The organism is Prosthecobacter sp. (genome assembly GCF_044373815.1).
In the GTDB taxonomy this organism is placed as follows: Bacteria; Verrucomicrobiota; Verrucomicrobiia; order Verrucomicrobiales; family Verrucomicrobiaceae; genus Prosthecobacter.
The window spans coordinates 1-25,334 of record NZ_JBIPNG010000040.1; the positions used below are offsets into that span (position 1 = coordinate 1).

Annotated in this window: 22 protein-coding genes; 9 read left to right on the forward strand and 13 right to left on the reverse strand. The window is 59.1% G+C overall.

The window, feature by feature from the left end; genetic code table 11:
• Positions 1 to 292: 292 nt before the first annotated feature.
• Positions 293 to 3,289 carry a c-type cytochrome gene (locus ACIREA_RS05570; protein WP_397381273.1) on the forward strand — a complete coding sequence of 999 codons (2,997 nt, stop codon included), beginning with the start codon at positions 293 to 295 and terminating at the stop codon, positions 3,287 to 3,289.
• A 314-nt stretch (positions 3,290 to 3,603) separates the two neighbouring features.
• Positions 3,604 to 4,920 carry an N-acetylmuramoyl-L-alanine amidase gene (locus ACIREA_RS05575; protein WP_397381274.1) on the forward strand — a complete coding sequence of 439 codons (1,317 nt, stop codon included), beginning with the start codon at positions 3,604 to 3,606 and terminating at the stop codon, positions 4,918 to 4,920.
• 153 nt (positions 4,921 to 5,073) lie between these two features.
• Here the strand turns inward: ACIREA_RS05575 and ACIREA_RS05580 are convergent, their stop codons facing one another.
• Genes ACIREA_RS05580 through ACIREA_RS05590 form a run of 3 tightly spaced genes read right to left on the reverse strand, consistent with a single transcriptional unit; the run spans position 5,074 to position 8,477 of the window.
• Positions 5,074 to 6,369 (reverse strand): tetratricopeptide repeat protein, encoded by a 1,296-nt coding sequence (locus ACIREA_RS05580; RefSeq protein ID WP_397381275.1) that lies wholly within the window; start codon positions 6,367 to 6,369, stop codon positions 5,074 to 5,076.
• 14 nt (positions 6,370 to 6,383) lie between these two features.
• Positions 6,384 to 7,790 (reverse strand): AAA family ATPase, encoded by a 1,407-nt coding sequence (locus tag ACIREA_RS05585; protein ID WP_397381276.1) that lies wholly within the window; start codon positions 7,788 to 7,790, stop codon positions 6,384 to 6,386.
• Positions 7,791 to 7,832: 42 nt separating this feature from the next.
• Complete coding sequence (locus tag ACIREA_RS05590) at positions 7,833 to 8,477, reverse strand: N-acetylmuramoyl-L-alanine amidase family protein (RefSeq protein ID WP_397381277.1); 645 nt, start codon at positions 8,475 to 8,477, stop codon at positions 7,833 to 7,835.
• Between the two features lie 365 nt (positions 8,478 to 8,842).
• On the opposite strand from ACIREA_RS05590, the gene ACIREA_RS05595 reads away from it, so the two are divergent.
• The 4 genes from ACIREA_RS05595 to ACIREA_RS05610 all read left to right on the forward strand — a co-directional run bounded on the left by ACIREA_RS05595 (position 8,843) and on the right by ACIREA_RS05610 (position 14,523).
• Positions 8,843 to 9,925, forward strand: coding sequence for a ribonucleotide-diphosphate reductase subunit beta (locus ACIREA_RS05595; RefSeq protein ID WP_397381278.1), 1,083 nt, complete (start codon positions 8,843 to 8,845; stop codon positions 9,923 to 9,925).
• A 134-nt stretch (positions 9,926 to 10,059) separates the two neighbouring features.
• Positions 10,060 to 13,386 carry a ribonucleoside-diphosphate reductase subunit alpha gene (locus ACIREA_RS05600; protein WP_397381279.1) on the forward strand — a complete coding sequence of 1,109 codons (3,327 nt, stop codon included), beginning with the start codon at positions 10,060 to 10,062 and terminating at the stop codon, positions 13,384 to 13,386.
• Between the two features lie 109 nt (positions 13,387 to 13,495).
• Positions 13,496 to 14,053 (forward strand): hypothetical protein, encoded by a 558-nt coding sequence (locus ACIREA_RS05605; protein ID WP_397381280.1) that lies wholly within the window; start codon positions 13,496 to 13,498, stop codon positions 14,051 to 14,053.
• Positions 14,054 to 14,208: 155 nt separating this feature from the next.
• Complete coding sequence (locus ACIREA_RS05610) at positions 14,209 to 14,523, forward strand: hypothetical protein (RefSeq protein ID WP_397381281.1); 315 nt, start codon at positions 14,209 to 14,211, stop codon at positions 14,521 to 14,523.
• Between the two features lie 473 nt (positions 14,524 to 14,996).
• On the opposite strand, the gene ACIREA_RS05615 is transcribed toward ACIREA_RS05610, so the two are convergent.
• The gene (locus ACIREA_RS05615; RefSeq protein WP_397381282.1) at positions 14,997 to 15,254 is read right to left on the reverse strand and encodes a hypothetical protein; all 258 of its coding nucleotides are present in this window, start codon (positions 15,252 to 15,254) and stop codon (positions 14,997 to 14,999) included.
• Between the two features lie 666 nt (positions 15,255 to 15,920).
• Between ACIREA_RS05615 and ACIREA_RS05620 the strand changes: the two genes are divergently transcribed.
• The 3 genes from ACIREA_RS05620 (at position 15,921) to ACIREA_RS05630 (ending at position 18,033) form a co-directional block, all read left to right on the forward strand.
• Positions 15,921 to 16,562, forward strand: coding sequence for an HNH endonuclease (locus ACIREA_RS05620; protein WP_397381283.1), 642 nt, complete (start codon positions 15,921 to 15,923; stop codon positions 16,560 to 16,562).
• A 58-nt stretch (positions 16,563 to 16,620) separates the two neighbouring features.
• A complete protein-coding gene (locus tag ACIREA_RS05625; RefSeq protein WP_397381284.1) occupies positions 16,621 to 17,499 on the forward strand; it encodes a hypothetical protein in 879 nt (292 codons plus the stop codon).
• 72 nt (positions 17,500 to 17,571) lie between these two features.
• Positions 17,572 to 18,033, forward strand: a complete 462-nt coding sequence (locus tag ACIREA_RS05630; RefSeq protein WP_397381285.1) for a hypothetical protein — start codon at positions 17,572 to 17,574, stop codon at positions 18,031 to 18,033.
• 67 nt (positions 18,034 to 18,100) lie between these two features.
• Here the strand turns inward: ACIREA_RS05630 and ACIREA_RS05635 are convergent, their stop codons facing one another.
• From ACIREA_RS05635 to ACIREA_RS05675, 9 genes are all read right to left on the reverse strand, one after another.
• Entirely contained in the window at positions 18,101 to 18,397 is a 297-nt protein-coding gene (locus tag ACIREA_RS05635) for a type II toxin-antitoxin system RelE/ParE family toxin (protein WP_397381286.1), read from the reverse strand.
• Positions 18,394 to 18,624, reverse strand: a complete 231-nt coding sequence (locus ACIREA_RS05640; RefSeq protein ID WP_397381287.1) for an addiction module protein — start codon at positions 18,622 to 18,624, stop codon at positions 18,394 to 18,396. The genes ACIREA_RS05635 and ACIREA_RS05640 overlap by 4 nt, the downstream gene beginning before the upstream one ends.
• Before the next feature lie 35 nt (positions 18,625 to 18,659).
• Positions 18,660 to 20,234: a phytoene desaturase family protein gene (locus ACIREA_RS05645; RefSeq protein WP_397381288.1), complete on the reverse strand. Its 1,575-nt coding sequence runs from the start codon at positions 20,232 to 20,234 to the stop codon at positions 18,660 to 18,662.
• Positions 20,235 to 20,469: 235 nt separating this feature from the next.
• On the reverse strand, positions 20,470 to 21,267 hold the full coding sequence (locus tag ACIREA_RS05650; protein WP_397381289.1) for a hypothetical protein: 798 nt from the start codon (positions 21,265 to 21,267) through the stop codon (positions 20,470 to 20,472).
• A gap of 72 nt (positions 21,268 to 21,339) precedes the next feature.
• Positions 21,340 to 22,680, reverse strand: coding sequence for a sulfate adenylyltransferase subunit 1 (locus ACIREA_RS05655; protein ID WP_397381290.1), 1,341 nt, complete (start codon positions 22,678 to 22,680; stop codon positions 21,340 to 21,342).
• Positions 22,681 to 22,725: 45 nt separating this feature from the next.
• Positions 22,726 to 23,634, reverse strand: coding sequence for a sulfate adenylyltransferase subunit CysD (cysD, locus tag ACIREA_RS05660; RefSeq protein WP_397381291.1), 909 nt, complete (start codon positions 23,632 to 23,634; stop codon positions 22,726 to 22,728).
• Between the two features lie 12 nt (positions 23,635 to 23,646).
• Positions 23,647 to 24,393, reverse strand: coding sequence for a sulfite exporter TauE/SafE family protein (locus tag ACIREA_RS05665; protein ID WP_397381292.1), 747 nt, complete (start codon positions 24,391 to 24,393; stop codon positions 23,647 to 23,649).
• 6 nt (positions 24,394 to 24,399) lie between these two features.
• The gene (locus ACIREA_RS05670; protein WP_397381293.1) at positions 24,400 to 25,056 is read right to left on the reverse strand and encodes a phosphoadenosine phosphosulfate reductase family protein; all 657 of its coding nucleotides are present in this window, start codon (positions 25,054 to 25,056) and stop codon (positions 24,400 to 24,402) included.
• Between the two features lie 129 nt (positions 25,057 to 25,185).
• A partial coding sequence (locus ACIREA_RS05675; protein WP_397381294.1) for a 50S ribosomal protein L27 occupies positions 25,186 to 25,334 on the reverse strand: 149 nt, incomplete at its 5' end.

Here is a 25,334-nt window from a genome sequence, read left to right on the forward strand (position 1 = left end):
GCTGTTTGCCGTGGTGACGGCACGTCCTTCGTTCCACCAGAGCAGAACGATCGTCACGGGAATGACAATGATGCCAAACAGAATGCCTTTGATCGATTCGCCAATCCGGCTGAACCAGCCTTGTGATGTCACTTCAGTGTAGGAGTCAGCCATGGAAATATATTTGGGTAAGGTATTTAAAATGAAGCAGAAATCAGATACGACCTCCATTTTTTTCTTCCACACGAAAATACCGGAACCAGTGACAAGGCGGCAAGAATCCGCCTCAGCTTCGTTTGTTAGTCTCTACCCCATGAAAACGCGCCTCCTTTTCCTCCTGCTCGGTAGTTCAGCGCTCGCTGCTGACCCGAACGTCAAGCCCGACGCCGTCGCTGGTAATGAGGCCGTGAAGAAGATCATGGAAACGCGCCCCGGACGCGGTGTGATGCGCGATGACACACCGCCCACGCCGCCCGAGGAGGCGCTGAAGAAATTCAAAACACGCAGCGATGTCGTCATCGATCTCATGGCCGCCGAGCCGGTGGTGGAACAGCCGCTGTATGTGAGCTGGGACTCCAAGGGCCGAATGTGGGTCACGCAGTACCGCCAGTATCAGTTCCCTGCCGGGCTGAAGATCATCAGCTATGACCAGCATCTGCGCGCCAAGTTTGACAAAGTGCCGCTGCCGCCGCCACGGGGTGAAAAGGGGGCGGACAAGATCACCGTCTTTGAAGACACGGATGGTGACGGCTTTTTCGACAAGCATGAGGACGTCATCACCGGCCTGAACATCGCCAGCGCCGCGCTGCATGGCATGGGGCGCATCTGGGTGCTGAATCCCCCTTACCTGCTCAGCTACGCGGATGCTGACTTTGACGCGAAGCCTGACTCTGACACACCCGAGGTGGAGCTCAGCGGCTTCGGCCTGGAAGACACGCACAGCGTCGCCACGAATTTGCAATGGGGCATGGACGGCTGGCTCTACGGCGCCAACGGCAGCACCACCACCGGGAACGTCAGCAGCGCCAACACCAAGAATGTGAAATGGGAGGGCCAGTGCATCTGGCGTTATCATCCGAAGAAGAAGACCTTCGAAATTTACGCCGAGGGCGGCGGCAACACCTTCAGCCTCGACTTCGACAGCAAGGGCCGCCTGTTCTCCGGCACGAACGGTGCCACGCGCGGCATGCACTACGAGCAGGGCAGCTACGGCATCAAAGGCTGGGGCAAGCACGGCCCGCTCACCAATCCGTATGCGTTTGGCTGGTTCGAGCACATGCAGCATCAGGGCGACAACAAACGCTTCCCGCAGGCCTTCACCGTCTATGAAGGCGGCCTGCTCGGCAGTGCCTATGAGGGCAAAATCATCGCTCCGAACGCGCTGCATAATCTTGTCTATGTGAGTGAGCGCATCGCTGACGGCTCCACTTTCCGCACCAAGGATGAGGAAAACCTCCTCAGCACTCCGGACCGCTGGTTCCGCCCCGTGTGGGCCGGTGTGGGCCCGGATGGCGGCTTCTACATGGCCGACTGGTACGACACGCGTCTGAGCCACGTCAGCCCCATCGATGACTGGCATAAGACCAGCGGCCGCATCTACCGTGTGCGGCCTGCCGCAGGTGCGCCGAAGCTGAAGCCGTTTGATTTGAGCAAGGCGAGCGGGGATGAGCTGCTCGGTTATTTGAGCCATCCGAACGAATGGTTCCGGAAGCAGGCTATTCATGAAATCGAATGGCGTCATCTCACCGAACTCGGTCCCAAGCTCAAAGCGATGCCGCAGTCGCTTGAAACGCTGTGGGCATTGGATGCGCTCGGGCTGGCTGATGACCCGCCTTTCACCAGCAGTGATCCTTACATCCGTCGCTGGTGCGTGAAGATGGTGGGTGAGGAAAACCGCAATGCGGATGCCCTTCTGAAAACAGCCAAAGAAGAGAAGCATCCCGAAGTGCGCGCCCAGATCCTGGCCACGGCCAAAAAGCTGCCAGCCCAGTCCGCACTTCCATTGCTGTGGGCCGGCGATGCGGAAGACATCAGCGGCCATCTGCCGCTGCTGGCATGGTGGGCTCTGGAGTCCAAGGCTGAGAAAGAACGCGCTGCCGTCTTCGCTTTCCTCAAGAGCGACACCGCCTTCCTCAAGACCAACCTCTTCCGCGACAACCTCGCTGAGAAGCTCGCAAAACGCTATGCGCTGGCGGGTGGCGAAGAGAACTTCCAGTCCTGCGCGGATCTGCTCGCGCTGACAAACGACGAAGCCCTGCGTGGCAAGTTCATCGCTGGCATCGCCTCCGCCTTTGAAGGCGCGGAAATGCCGAAGCTGCCGGAGTCGCTCACGAAGGCGCTCAATGATTACATGGCGAAGCAAAGCGGCGGGGATCTCACTCTCGCGCTGCGCAGTGGCAGCGCGGATGCGCTGAAGAGCGCGCTGAAACTGCTGGAAGACAAAAAGGCAAGCAGCACCGCCCGCATCGCCATCGCGAAAACGCTGGCTGAACTCGGCAAACAGGAAGCGGTGATGCCGATGGTGAACATTTTGAAAGCCACCAACCCGCCGGGCCTGAAGCGCGGCATTCTCCAGGCAGCGGCCAAGTTTGATGACAAACGCATCCCCGAAGCCCTGCTGCTTGGCTGGGAGGCTCAAATCGCCGGAGACAAGGCTTTGCGCGAAGACGCGCTACGAGTGATGGCCGGGCGCAAGGAGTGGGCGCAGATTTTGGTGAGTTTTGTGAATGAGTGGAAGATCCCCGCCAAGCACTTCACCGTGGACATCGTGCGCCAGCTCAGCCTGCACAAAGACCCGGAGATTGATGCGGCCATCGACAAGCACTGGAAGGGCCTGCTGGCCACCGGTCCAACGCCTGAAAAGAAGAAGGAAGCCGAGCGTATCAAGGCCGTGCTCAAAACCGGCCTGGGCAATGCCGAGAAAGGCAAGATCCAGTTCATGGCGCGCTGCGTCATCTGCCACAAGCTCTTTGGTGAAGGCGGCCAGATCGGCCCCGAACTCACCGGCTATGACCGCAGCAACGCCGACTTCTGGCTGGACAACCTCTTCATGCCCAGCATGGAAATCCGCGAGGGCTTCGGCGCTTACATCGTGAAAACAAAGGGTGGCCAGATCCTCACCGGCCTCATGGATGCGCAGGACGCCAAGGGCATCGTCATCAAAGACATGGCCAACAACAAAACCGCGCTCAAACAAACCGACATCGAATCCATGACCGCCTCCCCCATTTCCCTGATGCCCGAAGGCCTCACCACCGGCATGAGCGATGCGGATCTGAAGGACTTCTTTGCGTATCTGATGAAGCGGTAAACCGATCCCAAAGGGTTCGCAAAACCAATTTGAAATGCGGCGCGTTGGCTGCCCGCGATCGCAGCATCGTGTAAAATTCTAGGCCGGATAGAAAATTAATATCCTCACATATTAATTATAACTCACTGCGTTGATAAAAAGAAGTGGCAAGCCTCAGTGAGTTGAAGCAGCATATGAAAGTTGTCATTTTATTAGGCGGCGCGCTCATAAACTCCTATTCTCTTTTACTCCGGGACGCACCAGAGACGGAAATCCGTAATGAAACTGCAGTCCCGATGTGAACTTCTTCTGATTCTTTTCTAACCCCACAGACCATGCCCACACCACCACGCATCTATACAACGACGGACTGGAACGCCAAGACGGTCACGACGAATTTCAAACGTAGCGCGGCGAAAGGAATCGTCATTCACAACACCGAATCGGCGAACCGCGCGGCCAGCACGGGCACGGCGGAGGAGAAGGCGGCCTTTGCCTTGGCACGCTCAATTCAGACCCATCACATGAAGGACAACGGCTGGTCGGACACCGGCCAGCATTTCACAGTGAGCCGGGGCGGTTTGCTCCTGGAAGGACGCACTGGATCGGCGGCCTCTGCTCGCAAGGGCGAGGTCGTGAGTGGTGCGCATGCGTCCGGCGTGACCAAATACAACGAGACATTCTTCGGCATCGAGGTGGAGGGAGACAACCGGGCCAGCTACGAAGTGACGGCCCCGGAATGGGATGCTCTGGTGGAGTTGTGCGCGTGGTTGTGCCGCTGGGGCGGCCTTACTCCCGACAAGAACACAATCACCGGGCACATGGACGTTCTGGCGGGCCACACGGACTGCCCAGGAAAACTGGAGGGCAAGCTGGCCGACTTGCGGAAGGCCGTCGCGGCCAAGCTTGCGACGCTAACTGACGCTGTTCCGCTCACCGATAGCGTGAAGCTGAGCAAAAAGCCGGGGCAGATCGCCACGGTGCAGGATTCTTCCGGCAAGACAGTGAAAGTGTACCAAGTGGCCGGTGAAACGGCCTTCTTCTATCTTGCCGCGCTGTCGGTAGATGCGGACGGCTCGCCACGCGCCTATCACCCGAATGATTATCCAGTGGATAAGCACAAGGGCCTGGACAATCCAGCGCACGGAGGAAAACCCGGCAACTGGTGGGCGCTCGCCACAGACACTGACAAGCCCTCGGGAACTCCCTTGGTGCAAAAGTCCACCGACCCTGCCCCCGGTTACTGGATCTCCATGACGGCACTCAGCAGCGGCAAGTGGAGCGATCCCAAGAGTTATGTGAACGCCGAAGTGATTCCGTATTTTGTGATGCCAAGCCAGCTGGCCGGAGCCAAAAAAGGTGATTTCGGCATCGTTTATAACACCGAGAACGGCAAATTCACCGGTGCTATTTTTGCGGACACCAATCCGGCCGTGGGTGAGGCTTCGATTGCTTGCGCGGAGGCGCTGGGCATTTCCAAAGACGCCCGCATAGGCGGTGTCTCCAGTCAGGTCATTGGTTATCTTGTCTTTCCAAAGAGCGGCAACGGCAAACCAAGGCCACTGGCAGAAGTGCTCAACGAAGCAGGACATCATTTCGATGAATGGGGTGGGCAAGACAAGCTGGTGCAGTTGCTGAAACAGATCGCGTAATCGCTCCTGTCACATTGCCCGCCGATACGACTCCATTTGGCAAAAAAGCCTGCCATATGGAGCCGAGGCGATCACAATTGAACAAACTGGGGCACCGCTTGTGGCAGTGGTCGTCGTAACAGGAGCCTCCAAGCTCGAACTGCAGCGCCCTCATTATCTATACCAGACGCCGAAGCCGCGCAGCCAGGTGGCTGCCACGCCGAGCAGGAGGGCCAGAGAGCCGAATTCTCCGGCGAAGGGCAGGTGCAGATCGGCAAAGACATCCAGGGTGGCGTAGAGAGCGCCTGTGCCGGCCAGCGCGGCTGCCACGCCATAGACGTGGCGGCCAATCCAGTGGTCATTGGTGAAGGCGGCGGCGTTGACCACGGCGGCGAAGATGCAGGTCAGGGCGGCAAAACCGCCCTCGGCCCCGAGATGCCAGGCAAAGCCGAGCACGAGGCTGGAGATGGAGGCGAAGATCAGGCCGCCCACCACCACGCCCTCCCAGTACTCGCGTGGGCGCAGCGCCTCCCGTGCGAAACGATCCATCACAATGAAGGCCGAGCTGAAGCCGCGCGCCAGATGCGCCCACAGTACGAACATCAGCCATGCGCCGATGACGACCGCGCCGAGGATGGGCGAGACGGTCTTGAGATAGCTGCTGAGCACCTTGTAGCAGATGAAGCCGCCGAGCATGATGGCAGTCTGCCGGCCTTCCGTGAACTGGTTCATGAAGTGCGCAAACTTCAGCTGCAGGCGGTAGGGCCATGACCGTGCGCGGAAGGACTCAATGAGGCCCAGCCTTGCGTTTTCATTCATGGGATTCAGCCGCAGGGCTTCAAGGAAATGCTCGTTGGCCTTTTTGTGATCCCCCTTCATCACAGCCATCCAGCCGGCGCTGGTGTGCGCGCTGTCGTCTTCCGCATTGCGCTCCAGCTGGTATTTGATGAGATCCGCGTTGTCGCCGTCCTTCTTCTGCAGCAGCAGCGCGGCGGAGAGCACCTCGGCGGCCATGGTGTTCTCGGTGTCGAGCGAGAGAGCAGCGCGTGCGGAGGCTTCCGCTTTCGGGTAATCACGCAGGCGCAGGTGCAGGCGTGAGAGAACTGCATGGCTGAAATCGCTGTCGGGGTCGAGGTTCACCGCTTCCTCGGCCTGCTGCAGCGCCGCTTTGATCGCGGCGTTCTGGCCGTCTTTGGCATTCGCATTCAAGGCGAGCGCCAGGACGCTGCGGGCGAAGGGATTTTCCGGTTCGAGCGCCACAGCGCGCTGGGCCGCATCGATCGACTTCGGCGCGGTGTCATCCTCCTGCATCCAGCACAACGCGAGCATGATGTAGCTGAGCGTGTGATGCGCATCGAGCTCAAGGGCCTGCTTGTAGCAGGCAATGGCATCCTGCGTGCGGTGCTGGCTTTGCAGCAGACGACCACGGGCGTAAGCCGCATCAGGGGAGGGATGAAAATCGTCAGACATGCGCTGCCAGGGGTTCAGCGCTTCATGAGGCCGAGGTGCTTCAAGACGTCATCGTAAAAGCCGCTTTGGTTGGAATACATCGCGTAATTCTTCGCGCTCTCGAACCACGCCTTTGTCGTGGCCTTGTGCCGGCCTGCCGCTTTGATGAGATCCTTGGTGGTTAGCGGGATGACCTTGCCGGTGCGCATGACTTCGTTCATCACGTCTTCGGTGGCGAGGTCGAAAACCGCCTTGAGATCCGCGCCGGAGAAGCCTTCGGTTTTTTTGGCTAGCGCACGTGGATCGAGTTCACCGATCGGTTTATTCTTCGCCATGACCTCGATGATAGCCGCGCGACCGGCTTCATCCGGCGGGGGCACAAACAAGGTGCGGTCAAAGCGGCCCGGACGCCGGAAGGCGGGATCGATGTGCCAGGGTGCATTCGTAGCACCGAGGATAAGCACGCCGTCGTTGTTGGACTCCGCGCCATCCATTTCAGAGAGGAAGGCGTTGATGAGATTGCGGCCGGCGCTTTGACGCAGATCGCGGCGGTCCGCAGCGAGTGCGTCCACCTCATCAAAAAACAGAATGCTGGGCGCGTTCTGACGGGCGAGCTCAAAGACCTCGTGCATGTTTTTCTCCGATCCGCCGATCCACATGTCGAGAATCTGGTGCAGGCCCAGGGCGATGAAGTTGGCATTGATCTCGCCGGCGGTGGCTTTGCTGATGAGCGTCTTGCCCACGCCGGGCGGGCCGTAGAGCAGTACTCCTCCGCCCACTTTTTTGTCGTAGGCTTTGAACAGCTCAGCATGCTTCAGCGGGTAGATGATCTTCATGCGGATCTCCTCCTTCAGCGCCTCCATGCCGCCGACACCGGAGAAATTGAGCTCTGGCTTGCCAAATTCGGCCAGCCCGAGATCAAAGGCGGCACCGCCGCGTGGGTGGCCGTCATCGTCGTCTTTCTCCTCCTTCACCGATTCGATGAGAGTGCCGCTGGAGGTCATGGCCCCGCGCTTGCGCCCTGAGTTGTCATCCCCGGAGGGCTTGATGCCGTGCAGATCTTTTTCGATGCCGGGGTCCGCCAGGGAGCGGTTCAAGGCGATGCCTTTGTCATACATCGCCTTGGCCTTTTGCAGATCGCCTTCGGTGATGTGAATGCGGGCCAGCAGCAGGTAGGCGGCGGCACAGGTGGGAGTGTCGGCCACGATCTGCTCGGCGCGCACTGCCGCCTGAGAGGTCTTGCCTTGCAGCAAAGCGACATGGGCGAGGCCAAGGCGTGCGTCTGCATGGGCAGGGTCATCCTTCAACACGCGCTGAAAGCTCTGCTCAGCCTCATCCAGCAGGCCGTCATCCAGGCAGGCGTCTGCAAAAAGCATCAGCAGCGGCGCATTGTCGGGCGAATGTTGGAGTGCTAGCCGAAGAGCATCGAGGTTTTGAGCCATGTGGCAGACTCCTGCGTGGGGTGGCTGAAGTGGCAAGGTAATTTAATTTCCCAACGCACGCCGATACGCCGCGATCCTGGCAAGGTAGGCCTGCCACTTCGGGCCCGGGCGACCATGCTCCATCAGGAAGTGCGGGCAGTTTTTGTGCCCGAGATTGCGGTGATCATCGTGGCGGATCATGAGCCAGTGCTGATGCGGGACGACGTGGTTCAAAGGAATGTTGTACTGCTTCATGAGCCAGGCGGTGAGACGCGCGGTTTTGTCCAGGGTGCGGGCGCGGTCGTTGCCACGGTTTTCGCACATTTCGATGCCGATGGAGCTGCGATTGCCGGGGCCGTCATAGTCGGCGTGTTCGCCGCGCTCATTGGTGGGCATGCTTTGGTAGATGGAATGATCATCCACGGTGAAATGCCAACCGATGTAGCCGATGGCATTGTGGCGCCCCTTGATCGCGCCGGTTTTGATCATCTGGGCATGCGCATAGGCTCCGGCACCCCGCGCATAGTTTTCCGTGGCATGGATGGTGATGTAGGTGGGCCGCATGGGCCGGTACTGCCGGCGTGCGTAACGGCCACTCGGTATCAAATCGACCGTGACACCCGGCGGCGTACCCTGTGGAACGATGACCGAGCAGGAGCTCAAAAGGGCCGCAATTAGAGTGTAGCAGGCGATGTGGCGGAGTTTCATGGGTTCAATATGAGCAGTTTACGTGACAAGATCCGCTTCCGGTCCCATGTCGTTATGGAGTTTAGGTAGTTTTTCGTTTCCCTTGGTTTTCGATGCAGTCGGGCAAGGATGCAAAGATTCTCAATTCCGCTCTTCAAGGGCGGCATTTTGACGCGTGAAAAATTTTTACGCCGTGGAACCCTTGAATCTCCGGTGAGAAACGCGTTTTAGCACAATGGATGGGAAAAAGATCTCGCCAAAACACTATATCTTGTGCATGATCCGCCTCGGTCTGTGTCCTGTCTGGAATTTATGACGCATGCTGGATAATCTCTCATTTTCGATAAATTTCTAATAAACACCCTTCACTCTGCAACGAAATCGTCATGGAAAAGACCTACAAGATCGGCAACCGCGAGTTCCCCCTCGATCAAGATAAAGCAGAGGCAGCCTTCGCAGCGAAGATGGTGATCAATGGTCGCAAGAGCATGACATTCAACCTTCTCCCCCTGAAATATCAGTGGGCTTATGACCTCTATCGGATCATGAAGGCCAACCACTGGGAGCCGGAAGACATTCAGATGCAGAAGGATGTGGAACAATGGCGCTCCAACGATGTTTCCCAGAACGAGCGCTGGATCATCATGATGGGCATCGGCTACTTCAGCGCCGCTGAAGGCATCGTGGGTGACAACGTGCAGCATGTGGTGCGTGAGCTCGTGACCGCCCCCGAATTGAAGCTCGTCCTGGGCCGCCATGCCCATGAAGAGAACATCCATGCGGATTCCCTGCTGTACATGATTTCCTCCCTGGGCATCAACCCGCATGAGTGCGAGGCGATGTTTGAGCAGATCCCGACGATCGTGAAAAAGAACGAATTCGTCACCAAGCACTCCAACAACCTGCGCCGCGATCTCGACCTCACCCTGCTCGAGAACAAGCAGCTGCTGGCGAAGAACATCTTCGTTTTTGGCCAGTGCATGGAAGGCACGCAGTTCTATGGCCTGTTTGGCATGATCCTGAGCCTGTACCGCCAGAACAAGTTCCCCGGCATCGGTCAGATGTTCCGCTACACGCTGCGCGATGAATCGAACCACATCGAAGTCTTCCGCAATCTGTTCATGGACCTCATCGAGGAAAACCCCGACATCTGGACCGCTGATTTCCGCGAGGAACTGCTCAACATCATGCGCGAAGGCGTGGCGCTGGAGAAGGAATTCATCCGTGACTGCCTGCCAGTGAATGCCGTGGGCCTGAGCGCCGAAGAATTTGAGCGCTATACTGACTACATCGCTGACCGTCGTCTGGACGGCTGCGGTCTCCCGGCGCTGAACCCGGGCATCACCAATCCGCTGCCATGGCTGGCGGAGCTGATGGACATCAAGAAGGAGCAAAATTTCTTTGAGGGCAAGGTGACCGATTACCAGAAGTCCTCCGCGCTCGCCGCCTGTTCCGACGACGATCTTTAATTTCTTTAGATCTTTAATTTTCATTACTGGCCGACTTTTCGCTGGAGTTCTTCCGGCGGGATTTCCATCGCCTCCCCTCTGCCCCTTTCCGCTCATCCCCTGCTCTCGTTAATCCCAAACTTGGACCTCCCGCCATGACCCATGCCCACGACCTGCTCAAAGAAGACAAGGCGCTTAAAAACGTCGCTCACAACACTCCCCAGAACGAAAAACCTCAGTTCAAATGGAGTGCGCTGACCGCAGGCGTGATTGGCAATCCGATGACGGCACCCAAGGTGCGCATCGGCAGCAGCGAGCGTGATTTCGATGTCGGTGAAATCGCCGACACCGTGGGCAATGCGATCACCGATCTGCTCCTCGCACGCCAGCAGAAGAACGAAATCTTCAATGACTCAAACCGCCAGCTGGTGCAGGCCATTTCACGTGCGGTGGCCGAGGAGGTCGCCCAGCGCACGACGGACAATGGCACCGAGGCCCCGATGCTGAGCACCAAGGAGATCTACCAGGTCATTGAGCAGGCGCTGGTACGTCACAACGCCCACGACGTGGCCCGCAGTCTTGCCGAGCGCCGCAAACGCACCGAAACTCTTGCCAACTCCGACGCCAACGACGCTGGCGCGCTCCAACCCATCATGGTCACCACCAAAGTCATTCGCCGCAACGGCCAGCTCGTTCCCTGGAACCACAACAAGATCGAGATCGCCGTGCGCAAGGCCTTCCTCTCCATGGAGATGGATTCCACGCCAGCCGTGCAGGTCGCCGAGTCCGTGAGCCGCGCCATCATCAATGACGGCAAGCAGTTCATGCACATCGAAGACGTGCAGAACCTCGTCGAAGAAGAGCTCATGAAGCAGGGCTTCTTCAAGGTCGCCCGTGCCTACATTCAGTACCGTGCGCTGCGCTCCACCATGCGCTTCGGTGAAGAAACCGCCGCCGCCATTCTGGACGAGCAGGAGTCCGACCAGCAGCAGACGCTCATCCTGGTGCGTGTTTCCCCCACGGAAACCTTCCTCTGGGACGGCCAGGATCTGAAGCGCCGCATCGACTTCGCCAGCCTGGGCCTCGACCTCTGCGTCAGCCGTGCGGAGATCGAAATGGAACTGCGCCGCTCCATCTTCAGCGAGATCTCCGTCGAATCGCTCAAGACCACCATCATCCTCAATGCGCGCACCTTGATGGAGAAGGACGCCGACTTCGCGAAGTTCGCCGGCCGCATGCTCCTCACCTACATCTATGAAGAAGTGCTCGGCTGGAGCATCGTGGATCACGGCATCGAGCAGCTCCCGAACTTCCACCGCCGTGGCTTCCGCAAGAACCTGGCCCGTGGCATCGAGATCGAGCGCCTGCACCCGCAGCTTCTCAAGTACGACCTCGACAAGATCGCTGACGCCATCGACCCGGCCGCCGACATGGACTTCGACTTCCTCGGCATCCAGACGCTGTATGACCGCTACCTGATCGTCGACAAGAAGACCAAGCCCTCCAAGCGCCTGGAAACCCCGCAGCTCTTCTGGATGCGCGTGGCCATGGGCCTCTGCGTGCAGGAAAAGGAAAACGCCGAGGACAAGATCATCGCCCTCTACCGCCTCTACAAAGGCCGCCGCTTCTGCTCCAGCACACCGACGCTCTTCAACAGCGGCACGATGCACAGCCAGCTCTCCTCCTGCTACCTCTACAAGGTGGACGACAGCATCGAGTCCATCATGCAGCGCGGCATCGCGGACAACGCCTACCTTTCCAAGTGGGCGGGTGGCCTCGGCGGCTCCTGGACTGCCGTGCGCGGCACCGGCGGCTACATCAAAGGCACCAATGGCGAAAGCCAGGGCGTCATCCCCTTCCTCAAGCTGCACAATGACCAGCTCATCGCCGTCAATCAGGGTGGCAAGCGCCGTGGCTCCGGCTGCGCCTATCTGGAAGTCTGGCACAACGACATCGAAGACTTCCTCCAGCTTCGTGTGAACACCGGCGACGAACGCCGCCGCACGCACGACCTGAACACCGCCAACTGGGTGCCTGACCTCTTCATGAAGCGCATGGAGAACCGCCAACCTTGGACGCTCTTCCGTTCCAACGAAACGCCGGACCTCCACGATCTCTACGGCAGCGCCTTTGAAAAACGCTACGTCGAGTACGAAGAAATGGCTGCCAAGGGCCTGATCTTTGGACGTGTCATGGAAGCACTCGACCTCTGGAAGAAGATGCTCAAGTCCATCTTCGAAACCGGCCACCCTTGGATCACCTTCAAGGATCCTTGCAACGTCCGCAGCCCGCAGGACCACGTCGGTGTCATCCACAGCTCCAATCTCTGCACCGAGATCACGCTGAACACCAGCCATGAAGAAACGGCCGTCTGCAATCTGGGCTCCGTCCTGATCGACAACCACCTCGACGACAACGCCAACATCGACCACTCCAAGCTGCGCGAGACCATCCGCGTCGCCGTGCGCATGCTCGACAACGTCATCGACATCAATTACTACCCCACCGAATCCGCGAAGACTGCGAACAGCCGTCATCGCCCCATCGGTCTCGGCGTCATGGGCCTCGGCTATGCGCTCTATCGCAAAGGCCTGCCCTTCGCCTCCAAGGAAGCCGTCGAGTTCAACGACGAGTTCATGGAAGCCGTGGCCTACTACGCCTATGAGGCCAGCAGCGACATCGCCGCAGAAAAAGGCACCTACTCCACCTACAAAGGCAGCAAGTGGGATCGCGGCCTCCTTCCGCAGGACACCGTGGACCTCCTCGCCAAAGAGCGCGGCCTCGACATCGACGTCCCCCGTGGCGGCAAGATGGACTGGTCCGGCCTGCGTGCGAAGATCGCCAAGAACGGCATGCGCAACAGCAACGTCCTCGCCATCGCGCCGACGGCCACCATCTCGAACATCATGGGCTCCAGCCCCTGCATCGAGCCGCTGTTCACGAACTTCTACACCAAGAGCAACCTCTCCGGCGACTTCATGGTGCTGAATCCTTACCTCGTGAAGGACCTCAAGAAGCGCGGCCTGTGGAACTCCGAGATCCAGAACAAGATCAAGTACACCGACGGCGAACTCGAAAGCATCGAGGAAGTCCCTGTGGACCTGAAGCGCAAGTACGCCACCGCCTTCGGCATCGACTGGGCCTGGCTGCTCGACGCTGCTGCGCGTCGTCAGAAGTGGATCGATCAGTCCCAGAGCGTGAACCTCTTCTGCGGCGAGAGCGCCATGCAGACCCTCTCCCACATGTACCGCGCCGCCTGGCGCAAGGGTCTCAAGACCACCTACTACCTCCGCACCCGCAGCGCCTCCAACATCGAAAAAGCCACCAGCGAAGTCGAGAAGGAAAAGCGCGGCGTCGTCGGCACCCACCACGCCGGCGTGGCCGCTGCCGCAGCCGCTGCCAAACAGTTCACCGCTGATGAAGCCATGGCCTGCTCCCTTGAGGCCATGCGGAATGGCGGGACGTGTGAGGCGTGCCAGTAAGAGCATCGTCAGCCCCAGTCTCTCTCTCGAAAAACCACAAAAAACTGTGGGCGAATCTGATTCGCCCACAATTTAGTGGGGGGTGGCTAAACAACGTTAGCCAAAGAAAATGATTAAGCGCTCCCACCCAAATCCCGAGCTGAATCTTTACAAGTTGGCCCTTGCTTACAAGGATATCAGCGCGGCTGAACTTACTTGCGAAGGTTACAAGAAGGTAATACTCAACACCGTCGGGAAGCTGCCATATGACGTCAATTACGCTTTCATGGGATCGATCATCACCTCTTATTCCCGTCCCTTCGTAGACAACAAGAGCACTGGAGTGCTTCCCGGTCAGTGGAGGAAGTTTGGGGATCCCCGCTTGCAAGCGACCCACGATACAATAATCAAGGCACGCCACGAAGTGTATGCTCACAGCGACAGCGAAGTATCACGGCTATGGCTTGTCCCTGCTGGTGCGGCAATGAAGGGAATTGGGCGAATTGCTCCACGAGCTTCTTGGAAGTTCCATACATACGAAATTCCACCTTATGCCATCATGGATTATCACGACTGCTGCAAGGACCTGAAAAGGCGGCTCGAAGAAGAAGTTTCAACGCTGGTCGAGGAATATTGTGCACAAAAAAACATTCCGAAGGAAGAATTTGAACTCAAATGGAAAGTCTAACAAGACGAGGCACAGCATCACCCACTAGCCGCATTATCGGCAACGTCACCTGTAATATGAACCTAAACTCCCGTCTCAACGCCCGCCCCCACTAGTGGGGTTGCTTGCTCTTTGACGTTCGCCGAAACAAAACCGCACTTCACCAAGCTACCACTATGATTATCTCGCACAAAATTCACGCCCTCCGATCGCTGCTTGAAGCAGTGGACTTGTCGGACGCAGTTCAAGCCCTGACGTTCTATTCTTCGGCTCATGTGCTGTGGAAATTGGTGGATGGTGAGATTGATGGCATGGAGAGCAAGCCGACCAATGCCGGATACTTGCTGGAGAAGCTGGCGCTGTTTATTTCATATTTTCAGTATGCTGTGATGCCGTGTCCCGGCGATGAGAGGACTCCCCATCAGTGGATAACATCCGCTGGAGACAATTTGATAAAGGTGGAGTCTGGGATTTCTGAATTCGAGAAATGACTTCTCCTGCTCCAGCGAAAAAGCACCGCTCCAGCACAGCGTCTTCCCCAAGACTTTCACGAAGCCTGTCCACTGACGCCCGCGCGCCATCAATCAACGTCTCGAAGGGAAACGGGGCAGGGGGCAAATAATCGAAAAAATACTGCCTCCGAGCCGGCTCCGCCGCACTCAGCCCCCAAAAGCCCAACGGGCTTTCGTCATGTAGCCCAGGAGTGCCGAGCGATAGCGAGTGCTCTCCTGGGAACCGCGCCACCCACGATCTCCGCAGGATCAGGAACCTCAACGAGGTTCCGTCAACCGAACGGCCCAGCGGCACCGCCTCGCCCGTGACGGGACCGCGTTGCTGTCCGGGAATATGAGGGTGCTGTGGGGTTTGATTCCCAAGGGAGCACTCGCCAAGGCTCGGCACCCTTGGGCTGCATGACGTGACCCCGTTGGGGTCCAGCTCAGTTTCGAATGACGGGTTCCTTGCCTCAGGCAGCCTGGCGCTTCAGAAAGAGCCTGGCCTGAAGTTTGAGAATCAACATCATCTTGCCTGCATAGATGCAGCTCCAGTACTCGGACTCTTCATCACGAGCGAGCCGCCCTTCGTTGGCCTTGGCCGCCAGTTCTTCCATGCGGGCCGTTTTGGCAGCGTCGGGCTCGATTTGAACGATGTTTGCCGCCGTTTCAGCCGTGAAGCACGGACGGGCGGGATCGAGCATCCTTTCGAGGCTGGAGAATGCGTTCATGTCGGCCATAGGCTGCCACACCGTCTGGCAGGCCGCAACCATGCTGTGTGGCACGGGGATGCGGTTAGAGCATACAATGGTGACCATCAAATGATGCCAGGCATGAATGGCACTCAGTTAAGAGCGTGCATCGCGGAATGAAGCGTTGCAGGCGGAAAGATTCCTGGAGCGCGGACCTCCTGAGTCCGCAGCTGGTCGCTTGCACGCAGCGGGAGTGGCTGCAGGCCGAACAGCGGAATCACGAGCGCTCCGGGAACGAGCGAGCGATGGCGTCAGAGACGATTCATAATCGTGTGTGCTTGCGGCGTGCTGCGGGCTCGGAGGCCCGCGCTCCTGGAGCGTTTTCTTTGGCAGAGCCCGACTGGCTTTTCGGGAGGCGCAAAGGAGCGATACCCAGCCTTAACTGAGTGCCATTCATGCCAGTCATTTTGCCCACGCCTGCGCTGATTTGCTTCCAGTTGCAAGTTCTTGCACACAGGCCGGGGCGAGATCGTGAAACAGGCTAAAATGGCTTGATAAGATACCGAATCATACCATAATATATCCATGGTGTTCATACCATAAACGACTGCCCCGCCGCCCGATCCCGGACCGGCGCTTTGAAGAAGAAAAAGATGCCGGCCATCATGGCATTCAAACCGGTTTCAGCATTGCCTCCAGACACCTATGGAAACACACCTGCCCATCCTCATGGAAGCGAGCACCCAGCAACGTCCTATGCGCCGCAAGTGGCTGTTTCCCTCGCTGGACATCGACAGCCGTGAGATCAGCGCGGAGGTGGCCAGGCAGCGGCATTGCGATCATCTGCGGCGGGAGCCTCGTGTGGCGCTTCAGTCGGACGGCAAGCCTTTCTATCGCATTCAGTGTGCTGACTGCGGCCAGAAGCTCAGCCATTCACTCCCGCACTCCAGCGTCCCCAACCGCGAGAAGTGCCCGCCGTGGGATGAGGAGCTGTACCAGAGGCGCCTCCGCGAGGGCGCTGCTGCCTACGGGCAGTGCCGGGAAGCTGCCATCGCCAGGCGGAAGGCGGAGTGGCGGGCTGTCTATCGTCGCTATCTGGCATCCGCCGACTGGCAGTCCGTGCGTCAGCGCGTTTTGAGGAGGGCCGGGGTCACCTGCGAAGGGTGTTGGGAGGCTCGGGCCACGGAAGTCCACCATCTGACCTATGCCCATGTGGGTGATGAGCTCCTCTTCGAGCTTGTGGCGATCTGCCGCCCCTGTCATGAGCGCGTGCATCCCAAGTCTTCGAACGGCTATCCGGAGCTTCTGGAAAGGCACCTGCAAAACGTTCATGTTTACGGGGGCTGAACTCAGCTTTTTAAATACCACTCCATACCACACTTTAACTATGGTGATTTTGCCAGAAATGATTGCCGCGCTGCTCGCCTCGGGCAGGCGCTTTGAACTCACCCCCGAGGGTGGCGTCATCGTGGATGCGGAGCCATCCAAGGCCAGCAGGCGTGCCGAAAGGAACCGCCGCTACTATCAAGCAGAGCGTCTGCGCGCGTCTGAAAACGTCTTAACATCGTCTGAACCCGTCTTGGAGTGTCTTGATGCGTCTGCATCGTCTGAAAACACAACACCTCTCCCCCTCTCTCCCTCCCTCCCCCTTTCCCCTCAGACTCCCCTTTCCCCCGCCCACCCACACGCCCCCACACCTGCATATGGGCGCGAGCCCGCGTACGTACGCGAGGCCGAGACGGGTCAAGCAGCGCAGCCATGGGCAGCGCAGCCGTTGGCATCCGCCAAGGAACTCAAGCCCAAACGACGTGGACTGCCGGTGGATGACGCGATGTGGCTTGCACACCTCGCTGCGAACCCGGCGTATCAGGCCCTCGACATCCCGGCGGAACTGGGAAAATGCACCGCCTGGTGCGAGCTGAAACAAAAGCGCCTCAGCCGTGCGAGGCTGCTGAACTGGCTGAACAAAGCGGACCCGCGCATCAGCCTCCAATGCCTGGAGTTTCCCGGCGGCACGGAGTCCCATGCCGGCCGTGGAACCCAGGCGGAGCTGGAGGCCTACGCGGTGCAGCTCGGACTGCCGGCCAGCGATGGCGCCTCGATGTTCAACCACTGGGAGGCGAACGGATGGATGAACGGCCAAAACGCGATCAAGGACTGGCGCGCCGGGCTGCGCAAGTGGCGCGATCAAGGCTGGCTGCCTTCGCAGAAGGTGATCCACCGGCCAGCGCCAGCGCCGACGACGCGCAGTGATACCGCAAACCGACCGGGACGGTATGCGTAGAAAGCGAATCCATGCGCCGGACAAGCCGATCCCACTGGCTTGATTCCTGACGGTTTCCGGGAACCTTGGTGCATGAAGACGACTGAACCGCTGACCATCGCCGAGCAGATGAAGGTGCTGCAATCCCGGGAGGATGTGGCGACTTGGTCGCTGGCGCATCTGGGACTGCCGCAGGAGTGGCGGGAGACGAATGAAGAAGGCAACACCGAACGCTGCCAGGAGGCGGTGAACCGGGTCTTCACCCTGACGCGCGCGGACATCGAGGCAAGTCTCGCCGCGCAGGGTCTGCAACCCGAGAACCTGCCGGGGGTGAACACAGAAGTAGGTGGGCGCGACGGCAGCTACTTCATTTCCAAACGCCGGGGCGAATGGGAATTCTACTTTCAAGAACGCGGCATCTCTTGGCCAGAAGTCACCTTTGACGATCTCGCCGAGGCGCGAAAGTTCCTCATCAACTACTTCATCCCCGTCTGGCTGGAGCACCTCCACGTGCCGTGCCGCACGAAGGAAGGGAAGATGATCAAGGAGTTGTAAGTTGTGGGTTGGAAGAGTCACGTTGCAGCTTGTGATACAGACAGTCTGCCAACCAAAGTCTGAAGCATCACGATCTCCCAATCCCATATCGCGGATGCCTCTTTTCATGTCGCAGGCAGAGAATGCGAATCCGTCCGGGTCGGATTTCATAGAGCACATCGTATGGGAACCGCCGCAGTTTCGCCCGGCGGATGGAAGCTGAAGAGAGCCAGAAGCTGAACCCTTCCGGGTGTGCCTCAATCTGAACCAAGGCTTCCTTTAGCTTGGCGAAGAAGTCTTCTCCCAGGCCAGGGCTTTGCTCCTCATACCAATACACGGCTTCATTGACCTCGGCCTGAACCCGCAGGTGGTAGCTCAGCTTCATCGACGATCACGATTGATCTTAAGCCCGGCCATGAAATCCTCGTGCGACAGTTCCAGACTCGGATCGGCATCCATCTCCGCCGAACGCCGCTCCGCCTCTTTCAGCCAGACCTGATCGACGGCCTTCTGCCAATCCTCAGGTACACTGGCATAAAGCCTGTCTGCCAAAGCCACGCGTTCAGCGACGGGCAGTGAAAACAAGGATTGAGTCAAAGCAGCCGTGCTCATGCGGCCCATTGTCCGTCATCCATGTCAAAAATCCATCACTCTTTATGCCCTCTGGCCTCTGGCGTGCAATCCGCCAGCACCACCTTGGCGGCGTTGAAGCCGCAGAGGCCTGTGACGTTGCCGCCGGGGTGGGTGGAGCCGCCGCAAAGGTAGAGGCCGGGGATTTCGCTGCGGTAAGTGCCTGCGCCTTTGAAAGGGCGATGGTAGCCGATTTGATCGTTCGCGAAGGAGCCCACGAGGAGATCGCCGCGCATCATGTTGGGCAGGAGGCGTTCGGTATCGAGGGCGCTGCGGGTGAAGGAGTCGAGCACGGCCTCGCGCAGATTGGGGGCGTGCTGCTGCCAGAGCGCCAGCATCTCGCGGCCATGGGCGTCTTTTTGAGCGTCCCAATTTTTGGCATCGCCATTCAAGGCGTAGGGCAGCTTTTCCCACATGAAGGCGGTGTGAGCGCCGGCGGGAGCCTGTGAGGGATCAAACTGCGTGGGGCAGGCGCCCCACATGACCGTGCGCGGAATTTCACCACGCTCATGCGCGGCGACGATGTCATGGAACTGCGCCACGTCATCGAGCCCGAGGATCATCATGAAGGCCTGGCTCAATTCGGGATGCTTCTCCGCTGCGGTGTAGCGCGGTGGCTCGCGCAGATTGAGGTTCAGCGCGAATAAAGGGGCGAGGAGGTTGTATTCGAATGCTGAGGCACGTTCGCGCAGGTGCGCGGGGGCGACATCGGCCGAGATGAGATCGAGGAAGGTCTGCTGCGGATTCAGGCCGCTAGCGACAAACTGCGTGGCCTCGATGCGGTCTCCCGTGATGGATTCCACGCCGCAGGCGCGCCCGTTGCGCGTCAGGATGGAGCGCGGCTGCCAATTCGTGAATACTTCGCCGCCATGCTCCTGCAAATCGGCACACAGGGCCTCGGCGAGCTGGCGTGAACCACCGAGGCACATCTGCGCCTTGCGCGGACTGGCGAGCAGCGCGGGAATGGAATGCCCGAAACCCTTCTGCCGCAGATCGACCTCGCGCAGGCCATTGAAGAAGAGCAGGCCCGCGCGCACGGCGGGGTGCTCGAACTCACGCATGACAAACTCGACGGGTGAGAGGGCCTGCACTTCCAGCAGCGTGCGGCCGAGGACGCTCTGCTGCAGCATGGCCACACGCTCCGCCGGCGGCAGCGGTGCGCGCTGTGCCTCGGGGATGAGGATCTGCTCCACGATGGGGCGGAAGCGTTCCGTCCACTCGCGCAGCCGCTCCGCATCGCGTGGGGAAATGGCGGCGAATGAGGTGAAGGTTTTGTCGAAATCCGTCCACCATTCCAGCACGCGGTCTTCGGGCAGCAGCATCGCCACATTGAGCTCGGGCTCGATGTAGCGAACGCCATGGCGCTCCAACTCCAGCTCGCGATACCACGGCATGGCAGTGATGCCGCGATGGAAGAAGGAATGCGTGTTGTGATTGAAGCCTGAGCCGTGCGGATACTCCACCGTGGCAAGACCACCGCCGGCAACCGGGTTTTTCTCCACCACCGCCACCTTCAGTCCCGCGCGTGCTGCGTAGCAGGCGAGCACCAGTGCATTGTGCCCGGAGCCGAGGATGATGCCGTCGTAGGTCATGGTTGCGTTTTAAAACGCGGTCATGAGCTGAACTCACACATGAGAGGGAGAGATCAGCATGCAGGCTCCTCCGTAGGACGGGTGTGGCGCAAGCCCGCCCGTCTGCCTGCGCGCTGCAAGATTTGCGGCGTACGGACGTCCACGCAGTCGGGCGGTTTGGCGGAGGTAACTGAGGAGACTGGGAATGCGTTCGACGCCAAACACACCCAACCTACGGCCCGACTGGCGAACGACCTCACTGCTGCGGCGGTACGCACCAAGTCTGCAGGTGAATGTTCTGGCGTGTCTGATGCACGGCCGGCTCGAAATTATTCCATACCAGGCTCAGCTTGTCGGGGGCTTCCACTTTCCATTCGCTGAGATTTGGCGATCCATATTTGCGCTGCTGACGCGGATCGATTTTCTGCTCGCCGTCCTCGAACGCCAGATCCTCGAGTTTCCAACCATCCAGCGTGACGTGGAACTCGGCCTTTCCGATGGAACCTTTCCAACTGCCGCCTGTGCGGGTGGTGTAGGAGAAGTAGGTGTCTCCCATCACGGACCGGCCATTGGTGGCTTTGTACTCGCGCTCCACGATCACGTCGCGATCCGGCGGGAATGTGACGGTGATGGTGTAGAAGTCAGCCGCTGCTCCTTCAGGAGACGGTCCGAGGTGGCATTTCGAAGTTTCCAAATCCTGCCACCCGCGAAGTTTCTTGGAAGGCACTTCCCTGCCATCCACACGGCTGACCATGGAGTGAATCGTTCCTGTATCGGCCTCGGTGATGAAGTCCGGGAATCCCAGCATCTGCACGGCATCCGCCCCCGCTTTGCTGCTGCGGAACACGAAGCGACAGTGCACGTGAGTCTCCGTCCTGCCAAAAGTGATGTCGATCTTCTCCGACACCATGCGCACGACCGATTCCCCGCCCTTGAACTCTCCTACCGGCTCAGGGCCATGGGCACCGAGATTGATGCTGGCATCATTCGCCGCCAGCGGCGGAATGATGACGGCAAAGAGGGCTCCAAGTAACAGCGCAGGGCGGACAGGCATGAAGTCATACAAGCCAGCCGTTTCGCGACTAGCAAGCGTGATGTGCTGCGGCCAAATTTTCGTTCAGGAAAATCAGATCGCCACTTCGGCATCTTCGTCACCTGCATCCACCAGCGAGTGGGTGATCATGCCGGCAGCGACGGTGTTGTTCGTCTGTTCATCGACGAGGACGAAGCTGCCCGTGGTGCGGTTCTTGGAATAGGGATCAAAGAAGATCGGGGCCGCGCAGCGGATGCGGATGCAGCCGATGTCGTTCAGTGCGAACTCCTTGCTCTCGGTGGTTTTTTCCAGCGTGCTGATGTTCACCTTGTAGAGCACGTCGGTGACGACGGCGCGCACATCGTTGGTGGTGTGGCGCAGATGGAAGCGGCTGCGGGGCTTGAGCGTCTTCTTGTCGGCGAACCAGCAGATCATGGCGTCAAACTCATGGCTGGTCTGCGTGGGCTCATTGGCCTTCACGATCATGCCGCCACGGCTGGTGTCGATTTCATCGGCCACGGTGATGCTGTAGCTGAGCTGCGGTGTCGTCTCTTGCTGCGGGCCTTCATAGGTGTGAATGCCGGTGATCTTCGACTTCATCTCAGACGGATACACAAGCACGTCATCGCCCACGCGGAAGGTGCCGCTGGCCATGCGGCCGGCGAAGCCACGGTAGTCATGCAGATTGCCGAGCTTGGCATCTTCACGGTCGGAGATCGGGCGAATGACCCACTGCACAGCGAAGCGGGCTTCATCAGCGGCGGTTTCACTGTGCACCTGGACGGTTTCAAGATGCTGCAGGAGCGAAGGGCCGGTGTACCACGGGGTGTTCTCGGACTTGTCCACGACGTTGTCACCATTGAGCGCGCTCATCGGGATCGGCGTGACCTGGGGCAGTTGGTCGAGGCCCTTGGCGAACGCCTGGAAGTCAGCGACGATCTTGTTATAAACGGCCTCGTCAAAGTCCACGAGGTCCATCTTGTTCACCGCCAGCACGATGTGGCCGATGCGCAGCAAGCTCGCGAGATAGGTGTGGCGCATGGTCTGCTCAATGACACCGAGACGCGCGTCGATCAGGATGATGGCGAGATCTGCGGTGGAGGCACCGGTGACCATGTTGCGCGTGTACTGAATGTGCCCGGGAGTATCCGCGATGATGAATTTGCGCTTCGGCGTGGCGAAGTAGCGGTAGGCCACATCAATCGTGATTCCCTGCTCGCGCTCGGCACGCAGGCCATCGGTGAGCAAAGCGAGATTCACGTGGGCATCACCGCGACGCTTGGAGGATTCTTCGACAGCGAGAAGCTGGTCTTCGAAGATGGATTTGGAATCATACAGCAAGCGGCCGATGAGGGTGCTTTTGCCATCGTCCACACTGCCAGCAGTGGTGAAGCGAAGAAGAGAGGATTCGGTAGGGTTAACGAGAACGTCCATGACTTGAAAAATGTGTTGAGTGTTGATGCTGCGGTTCTCGGTGCTTCAGAAGTACCCTTCCTTCTTGCGGTCTTCCATGGCGGTTTCGCTGCGCTTGTCATCGGCACGCGTGCCGCGTTCCGTCTGACGTGCAGCAGCGACTTCGGCGACGATTTCATCAATCGTGCTGGCGGTGGATTCGACGGCACCGGTGCAGGTGGCATCTCCGACGGTGCGGAAGCGGATGGTCATCTCCTTCACCTTGGGCTTCTCTTCATCCAGCAGCGGGATGATGCCAGTGCTGGCGTCGAGAAGCTGGCCGTGGCGCTCGATGATCTTGCGCTGATGGCTGAAGTAGAGGCTTGGGAGGGGGATGTTTTCCTGGCGGATATACTGCCAGATGTCCATCTCGGTCCAGTTGCTCAGCGGGAAGACACGGAAGTGTTCGCCGAAGTGTTTGCGACCGTTGAAGATGTTCCAGAGCTCGGGGCGCTGGTTCTTGGGGTCCCACTGGCCGAATTCATCCCGGTGGCTGAAGAAGCGCTCCTTGGCGCGGGCTTTTTCTTCATCGCGACGACCACCGCCAAGGCAGGCGTCGTATTGATTTTCTTCGATGGTGTCGAGAAGCGTGACGGTCTGCAGCTTGTTACGGCTGGCGTTGTGACCTTTTTCTTCCTGCACGCGGCCATCGTCGATGGACTTCTGCACGAGGCCGACCGTCAGCGTGGCGCCGATCTCCTGCACGAACCAGTCGCGGTATTCCATGGCCTCAGGGAAGTTGTGACCAGTGTCCACGTGGAGCAGCGGGAAGGGCAGCTTGGATGGGTAGAAGGCTTTGCGAGCCAGCCAGGCCATGACGATGGAGTCTTTGCCGCCGGAGAACAGCAGCGCGGGCTTCTGGAACTGCGCGGCCGTTTCGCGCAGGATGTAGATGGCCTCGGATTCGAGGAATTGGAGATGAGTGATCGCGGACATAAGACGGGTGAATTAAAGGATCTTGAAAATGCGGAGGGAATTGATGACGACGATCAGCAGACCGACCAGCACCATGAAGGGCTTGTGCGGGATGTGTTTCGCGGCCCACGCCCCGAGAGGCGCAGCGATGACACCGCCGATGGCGAGCGCAAGGATGATGTTCCAATGCGTGAGGCCGATGGTCAGAAAGAAGGTGATGGAAGCGGCGAGCGTGACGAAGAACTCGACGGCGTTCACACTGCCCACGGTGATGCGGGTGTCATTGCCACGGATGATGAGGTTGGAAGCCACGATGGGGCCCCAGCCGCCGCCGCACATCGCATCCACCAGCGCGCCGAAAAATCCCAACGGGGCGAGGTGGGTGGTGACCTTGCGCGGCGGGACGCGGGTGAAGGCCTTGGCGATGATCACCGCGCCCATGATCACGAGATAGATGGAGATGTAAGGCTTCAGTACTTTGCCGTCGATCGAGGTGAGGATGTAGGCACCCACCACCGCGCCAATCACGGCTGGAATGAGCAGCCGGCGAAACAAAACACGGTCCACATTGCCAAACGCATGATGAGAGATGCCCGAAGCTCCCGTGGTGAAGCATTCCGCCGCATGCACGGTGGCGCTGACCACCTGCGGTGACACGCCGAAGACGGAGAGCAATGACGAGGCGCTGACGCCGTAGGCCATGCCGAGTGCTCCGTCGATCAATTGAGCGACGAAGCCGGCCAGCACGTAGAGCGCGAATTCTTGAGTCAGGAATTCCATGAACGCTTACGCTTTGTCGGTGACGAGCTTGGCGTGCAAGCCGCATTCGTGCTTTTCGTCGCCTTTGGCAGGATCGTAGTAGGTACGCTCGTTCGGCAGATGGTGCTCAAGCAGGTACGCGTCCATCTCAACGGGCGTCCACTCGAGGATGGGGTTCACCTTGAGGCAGTTGAATTTGGCATCCCACATGAAGGGCTGCAGCGTGGCGGCACGCTGAGGATTCTGCTCCTTGCGCAGCGCGGTGATCCAGACTTTCGGGGCCAGCTCGCGCATGCCGCGCTCAAAGGGCTCCAGCTTCATGATGCGGCTGAAGGATTCCACGCGCTCGACTTCATCCGGCATCGGCACCTGGCCGCCATTGAGCGCGAGCCAGTGGGCAGCGGTCATTTTTGGCAGGTAGGGTTTCAAATTGAGACCCAGCCGTTCGCGGCTCTTCTCGGCGAAGACGTAGGTTTCAGGGAGATTGGTGCCGTGATCCACCCAGAGGATCGGGATGTCCTGACTCTGCTCGGTCGCGAGATGCAGGATCACAGCCTCATACGGACGGAAATTCGTGGTGACGATGGCCCCGCCGTCGGCATGAGCGAGGGCGGTCTTGATGATTTCCTGGGGCGACTGGCCACGGGCGGCATCGTTGAGAGCTTGGATTTGGTCGGGATTCATGCGAGGGGCGCGGAGTATTCACCCGATTCCCGATGTGTAAAGTAGGAAATAGGACTTTACGACGGAATTTGGGCAAAAAAAAGGGCGCGGAGATGATCCGCGCCCTGATGAAAATAACTGTTCGATCGCTTATGCCACGAGGGCAGCGGCTGGCTCGGCAGCAACAGGCTCGACATTCACACGACGGCCATCCTTGTCGAAAAGGACTCGGCCAGCCACGAGAGCGAAGATGGTGTGGTCACGGCCAAGACCGACGTTGCGGCCTGGAACCCACTTCG

Coding starts and splice junctions, on each gene's coding strand:
- ACIREA_RS05575 (WP_397381274.1), top strand. CDS start 3,604: ATGCCCACACCACCACGCATCTATACAACGACGGACTGGAACGCCAAG.
- ACIREA_RS05585 (WP_397381276.1), bottom strand. CDS start 7,790: ATGGCTCAAAACCTCGATGCTCTTCGGCTAGCACTCCAACATTCGCCC.
- ACIREA_RS05595 (WP_397381278.1), top strand. CDS start 8,843: ATGGAAAAGACCTACAAGATCGGCAACCGCGAGTTCCCCCTCGATCAA.
- ACIREA_RS05570 (WP_397381273.1), top strand. CDS start 293: ATGAAAACGCGCCTCCTTTTCCTCCTGCTCGGTAGTTCAGCGCTCGCT.
- cysD (WP_397381291.1), bottom strand. CDS start 23,634: ATGTCCGCGATCACTCATCTCCAATTCCTCGAATCCGAGGCCATCTAC.
- ACIREA_RS05625 (WP_397381284.1), top strand. CDS start 16,621: ATGATTGCCGCGCTGCTCGCCTCGGGCAGGCGCTTTGAACTCACCCCC.
- ACIREA_RS05600 (WP_397381279.1), top strand. CDS start 10,060: ATGACCCATGCCCACGACCTGCTCAAAGAAGACAAGGCGCTTAAAAAC.
- ACIREA_RS05630 (WP_397381285.1), top strand. CDS start 17,572: ATGAAGACGACTGAACCGCTGACCATCGCCGAGCAGATGAAGGTGCTG.
- ACIREA_RS05610 (WP_397381281.1), top strand. CDS start 14,209: ATGATTATCTCGCACAAAATTCACGCCCTCCGATCGCTGCTTGAAGCA.
- ACIREA_RS05670 (WP_397381293.1), bottom strand. CDS start 25,056: ATGAATCCCGACCAAATCCAAGCTCTCAACGATGCCGCCCGTGGCCAG.
- ACIREA_RS05665 (WP_397381292.1), bottom strand. CDS start 24,393: ATGGAATTCCTGACTCAAGAATTCGCGCTCTACGTGCTGGCCGGCTTC.
- ACIREA_RS05655 (WP_397381290.1), bottom strand. CDS start 22,680: ATGGACGTTCTCGTTAACCCTACCGAATCCTCTCTTCTTCGCTTCACC.
- ACIREA_RS05605 (WP_397381280.1), top strand. CDS start 13,496: ATGATTAAGCGCTCCCACCCAAATCCCGAGCTGAATCTTTACAAGTTG.
- ACIREA_RS05650 (WP_397381289.1), bottom strand. CDS start 21,267: ATGCCTGTCCGCCCTGCGCTGTTACTTGGAGCCCTCTTTGCCGTCATC.
- ACIREA_RS05640 (WP_397381287.1), bottom strand. CDS start 18,624: ATGAGCACGGCTGCTTTGACTCAATCCTTGTTTTCACTGCCCGTCGCT.
- ACIREA_RS05645 (WP_397381288.1), bottom strand. CDS start 20,234: ATGACCTACGACGGCATCATCCTCGGCTCCGGGCACAATGCACTGGTG.
- ACIREA_RS05615 (WP_397381282.1), bottom strand. CDS start 15,254: ATGAACGCATTCTCCAGCCTCGAAAGGATGCTCGATCCCGCCCGTCCG.
- ACIREA_RS05590 (WP_397381277.1), bottom strand. CDS start 8,477: ATGAAACTCCGCCACATCGCCTGCTACACTCTAATTGCGGCCCTTTTG.
- ACIREA_RS05580 (WP_397381275.1), bottom strand. CDS start 6,369: ATGTCTGACGATTTTCATCCCTCCCCTGATGCGGCTTACGCCCGTGGT.
- ACIREA_RS05635 (WP_397381286.1), bottom strand. CDS start 18,397: ATGAAGCTGAGCTACCACCTGCGGGTTCAGGCCGAGGTCAATGAAGCC.
- ACIREA_RS05620 (WP_397381283.1), top strand. CDS start 15,921: ATGGAAACACACCTGCCCATCCTCATGGAAGCGAGCACCCAGCAACGT.